1 pseudogene is annotated in these 5,084 nt (G+C 69.8%); it reads left to right on the top strand.

Features of this window, described 5'->3' with window-relative positions:
• Positions 1-5,084 (top strand): annotated as a pseudogene (locus tag L0P92_RS42410) (amino acid adenylation domain-containing protein); the annotation flags it as partial.

Below are 5,084 nucleotides of genomic sequence, written 5' to 3'. Positions count from 1 at the left end.
CATCCGGGGGTGTCTCGGGTGGCGGTGGTGGTGCGTGAGGACCGGCCCGGTGACAAGCGTCTGGTCGCTTATGTGGTGGGCGACATCGAGGGTCTGGCCGCGCACGCGGCGGCACGGCTGCCGTCGTACATGGTCCCGTCGGCATTCGTCACCCTCGATGAGCTGCCGCTCACCGTGAACGGCAAGCTGGACCGTCGTGCTCTGCCCGCGCCCGAGCGCGAGAGCGAGGGCCGTTCTCCGCGGACGCTGCGCGAGGAGATGCTGTGCGCGCTGTTCGCCGAGGTGCTGGGCGTGGGACGGGTGTCGATCGACGACGACTTCTTCCGGCTGGGCGGGCACTCGCTGCTGGCCACGAAGCTGGTCAGCCGGATCCGGACCGTCCTCGGTGTCGAGCTGCCCATCCGGCAGCTGTTCGAGACCCCCACCATCGCCGGTCTGTCCACAACTCTCGGTGACGAGGACCGTGGTGCGCGGCGGGCCGTGCGGGCGGTGGAACCGAGGCCGGCGCGTGTGCCGTTGTCGTACGCCCAGCAGCGACTGTGGTTCCTCAACCGCCTCGAAGGCCCCAGCCCGACCTACAACGCCCCGGTGGCGCTGCGGCTGACGGGACCGCTGGACCGGGAGGCGCTGAGGCAGGCGCTGGCGGACGTCGTCACGCGGCACGAGAGCCTGCGCACGGTCTTCGCCGAGGATACCGACGGCGCCTACCAGGTGGTCCGGGACCCGGCCGAGGCACAGCCCGAGCTCGTCGTCGTGCGGACGGCGCAGGACCGGCTACGCGAGGACCTGGCCCCAGCTGCGAGCCACGTCTTCGACCTCGGAGCCGAGTGTCCCTTCCGGATATGGCTGTTCGAACTCCACGAAGAGGAGCACGTCCTGCTCCTCCTGACGCACCACATCGTGAGTGACGCGTGGTCGCGTGCGCCGTTGGCGCGTGATCTCGCCACGGCGTACGCGGCCCGTGTCGCCGGTGAGGTGCCGCAGTGGTCGCCGCTCCCGGTGCAGTACGCGGACTACAGCCTGTGGCAGCGTGAGGTGCTCGGCGCCGAGGACGACCCGGACAGCGAGATCTCCCGCCAGCTCGCTTACTGGCAGGAGACGCTGGCCGGCCTGCCCGACCAGCTGGAGCTGCCGTACGAACGTCCGAGGCCCTCGGTCGCCTCCTACCGCGGCGACCGCCTCCGCTTCGACCTGTCCGACGAGCTGTACACGCGCATCAGTGATCTGGCCCGGCGTGAACAGGCGAGTCCGTTCATGGTGCTGCAGGCCGGTCTGGCCGCGTTGCTGACCCGGCTCGGGGCGGGGACCGACATCCCCATCGGCACGCCGATCGCCGGCCGTACCGACGAGTCCCTCCACGACCTGATCGGCGTCTTCCTGAACACCCTGGTCCTCCGGACGGACACGTCGGGGAACCCGACGCTCACCGAACTGCTCGCCAGGGTCCGCGAGGCGAACCTCGGTGCCTACGCGCACCAGGACCTGCCGTTCGAGCGGCTGGTGGAAGCGGTCAACCCGGAGCGCTCACTGGCCCGCCACCCCCTCTTCCAGGTGCTGCTGACCCTCAACAACACCGATTACCAAGGGGCACTGGACTCCCTGGGCGACATGCCCCGACTGGCGGTGGACCGCGAGTCGGTCGAGTCGACCGTCGCCAAGTTCGACCTGGCTTTCGGCTTCACCGAGCGCCGTGACGCGCGCGGCCGGGTGTGCGCGCTCGACGGTGTCCTGGAGTACAGCACCGACCTGTTCGACCACAGCACGGCGGAGGAACTCGTCCAGCGCCTGCTCCGGTTCCTGGACGCTTCCCTCACCGCGCCGGACGCCCCGGTGGGCGGCATCGAGATTCTCGAGGCGGCCGAGCGCGGACGCATGCTCGACCTCTGGAACGACACGGTGTGTGAGGTGCCGGGTCGTTCGGTGGTGGAGTTGTTCGGGGAGCAGGTGGCGCGGGCGCCATTGGCGGAGGCCGTGGTCTGCGGTGGTGTGTCGCTGTCGTACGGGGAGTTGGATGCCCGTGCGGAGCGGTTGGCGCGGTTGCTGGTGGAGTGGGGGGCTGGTCCGGAGCGGTTTGTGGCGGTGGCGCTGCCGCGGGGTGTGGATCTGGTGGTGGCACTGCTGGCGGTGTGGAAGGCGGGGGCGGGGTATCTGCCGCTGGACACGGAGTATCCGGTGGACCGGCTGGCGTACATGCTCCAGGACGCCGCACCCGTCCTCGTCCTGACCACGAGCGAGGTGCGCTCCGCTCTGCCGGAGGACATGGCCACCGCCTGCCTGCTGCTGGACGAACCCCACACGGTGGAGGAGCTCTCCCGCACACCCGAGGAGCGTGCGCTGGTCGGGCCCGCTCTGTCGAACGCCGCTTACGTGATTTATACGTCGGGTTCGACGGGGCGGCCGAAGGGTGTGGTGGTGCCGCAGGGTGCGTTGGTGAACTTCCTGGTGGCGATGCGGTCGCGGTTGGGTCTGGGGCCGGGTGAGCGGTTGTTGGCGGTGACGACGGTCGGGTTCGACATCGCGGGGCTGGAGTTGTTCGTGCCGCTGTTGGCCGGTGGCGTGGTGGTGGTGGCCGGGCGTGAGGTGGTGCGTGATCCGTTGGCGCTGGGCCGGCTCGTACGGGCCTCGGGTGTGTCGGTGATGCAGGCGACGCCCGGGTTGTGGCGGGCGTTGCTGGCCGAGGACCCGGTCACCCTGGAGGGCCTTCGTGTGTTGGTCGGTGGTGAGGCGTTGCCGGCGGACCTGGCGGCGCAGCTCGCAGTGCGGGCGGGTTCGGTGACGAACTTGTACGGGCCGACGGAGACGACGATCTGGTCGACGGCCTGGCCGGTGACGGCTGAGGGTGCGCGGCGTCCGCGGATCGGTCGTCCGATCGCGAATACGCGGGTGTATGTGCTGGATGCGGGTTTGCGGCCGGTGCCGGTGGGTGTGCCGGGTGAGTTGTATATCGCGGGTGAGGGGGTGGTGCGTGGGTATCACGCGCGCCCTGGGCTGACGGCTGAGCGGTTTGTTGCCGATCCGTATGGTCTGGCCGGTTCGCGGATGTATCGCACGGGTGATCTGGTGCGGTGGAGCGGTGAGGGGGAGCTGGAGTACCTCTCGCGGGTCGACGATCAGGTCAAGCTGCGTGGTTTCCGGATCGAGCTGGGTGAGATCGAGGCGGTCCTCGCGGGGCATCCGCAGGTCGGTCAGGCGGCGGTGCTGGTGCGTGAGGACCGGCCGGGTGACCGGCGTCTGGTCGCCTATGTGATTCCCGGGGCCGGCGGGCAGCTGGTGGCGGGTCAGTTGCGGGAGTATCTGGCGGGCCGGTTGCCGGATTACATGGTGCCGTCGGCGTTCGTGATGCTGGAGTCGTTCCCGTTGACGGCGAACGGGAAGCTGGACCGTCGTGCTCTGCCGGCGCCGGATTCTGGTCCGCGGTCCGAGGGGCGTGCTCCGCGTTCGCCGCGTGAGGAGATGCTGTGCGCGCTGTTCGCAGAGGTGCTCGGTGTGGAGCGGGTGTCGATCGACGATGACTTCTTCGCTCTGGGCGGGCACTCGCTGCTGGCCACGAGACTGGTCAGCAGGATCCGTTCGGTGCTGGACGTCGAGATCGCGGTACGGCGCCTGTTCGAGGCACCCACCGTCGCTGAACTCACCACCACACTCGACGGGACGACGACATCCCGTACCCCGCTCCGGGCCATCACGCCCCGTCCCGCACGTCTCCCGCTGTCGCTCGCCCAGCAGCGCCTGTGGTTCCTGCACCGCTTCGAGGGACCGAGCGCGACGTACAACATCCCCGTGGCGCTACGGCTCTCGGGCTCGTTGGACGAGGAGGCACTGCGGTCGGCACTGACGGACGTCGTCGCACGTCACGAGAGCCTGCGCACGGTCTTCGCCGAGGACGCCGAGGGGCCGTACCAGAAGGTGCTCGCTGCCGACGTCGACCTGACGGTGATCGCGACGGATGCGGACCACCTGGACGAGGAACTGGACCGCGCCACTCGGACGCCATTCCAGCTGACCACTGAAATCCCCCTGCACACCTGGCTGTTCGAGCTGGGGGAGCAGGAGTACGTCCTGCTCGTCGTGGTCCACCACATCGCGGGTGACGCCTGGTCGATGGGACCCCTGGCGCGTGATCTGACGGCGGCGTACGCGGCGCGTGTCGCGGGCGAGGCCCCCGGCTGGTCGCCGTTGCCGGTGCAGTACGCGGACTACAGCCTGTGGCAGCGCGAGGTGCTCGGCGCCGAGGACGACCCGGACAGCGAGGCGTCCCGGCAGCTCGCCTACTGGAAGGAGACGCTGGCCGGCCTGCCGGAGGAGTTGGCGCTGCCCTACGACCGTCCCCGCCCGCCCGTTGCCACCTACCAGGGCGACCGGATCACCTTCGACGTGCCGGCCGACGTTTACGAAGGCCTGGCGCGCGTGGCCCGCGAGGGCAGGGTCAGCCTGTTCATGGTGCTGCAGGCGGGTCTGGCGGCGCTGCTGTCGCGGCTGGGCGCGGGTACGGACATCCCGCTGGGCACGCCGATCGCGGGCCGGACGGATGACGCGCTGGACGATCTGGTGGGCTTCTTCGTCAACACGCTGGTGCTGCGCACCGACACCTCCGGCGATCCGACGTTCGCGGAGCTCATCGACCGGGTACGGGCCACGGACCTGGCGGCGTACGCACCAGGACCTGCCGTTCGAACGGCTGGTGGAGGCGGTCAACCCCGAGCGGTCCCTCGCCCGCCACCCCCTCTTCCAGACCATGCTCACCCTCAACAACACGGAACAGGGAGCCGCGTCCGCCGTCGCCTCACTGCAGGGCATGACGGTGACGGGTCAGCCGGTCGGTGTCGGCGCCGCCAAGTTCGACCTGTCTTTCCGTCTCGCGGAACGCCGGCCCACGGATCAGGACCAGCCCGCTGTTCTGGCCGGAGCGCTGGACTACAGCACGGACCTGTTCGACCGGGCGACCGCCCACAGCATCGTCGATCGCTTCGTACGCGTCCTGACCGCGCTCGCTCACCGACCGGACCTTCGTGTCTCCGATGTGGAGGTCCTGTCGGCTGGGGAGCGGGAGGGGTTGCTGTCTGCGTGGCAGGGGCTTTCGCGTG

Source organism: Streptomyces muensis (genome assembly GCF_021474425.1).
Classification (GTDB): domain Bacteria; phylum Actinomycetota; class Actinomycetes; order Streptomycetales; family Streptomycetaceae; genus Streptomyces; species Streptomyces muensis.
Note: the sequence above shows the minus strand (reverse complement) of the source record. Positions and strands in the feature narration are given on the sequence as shown.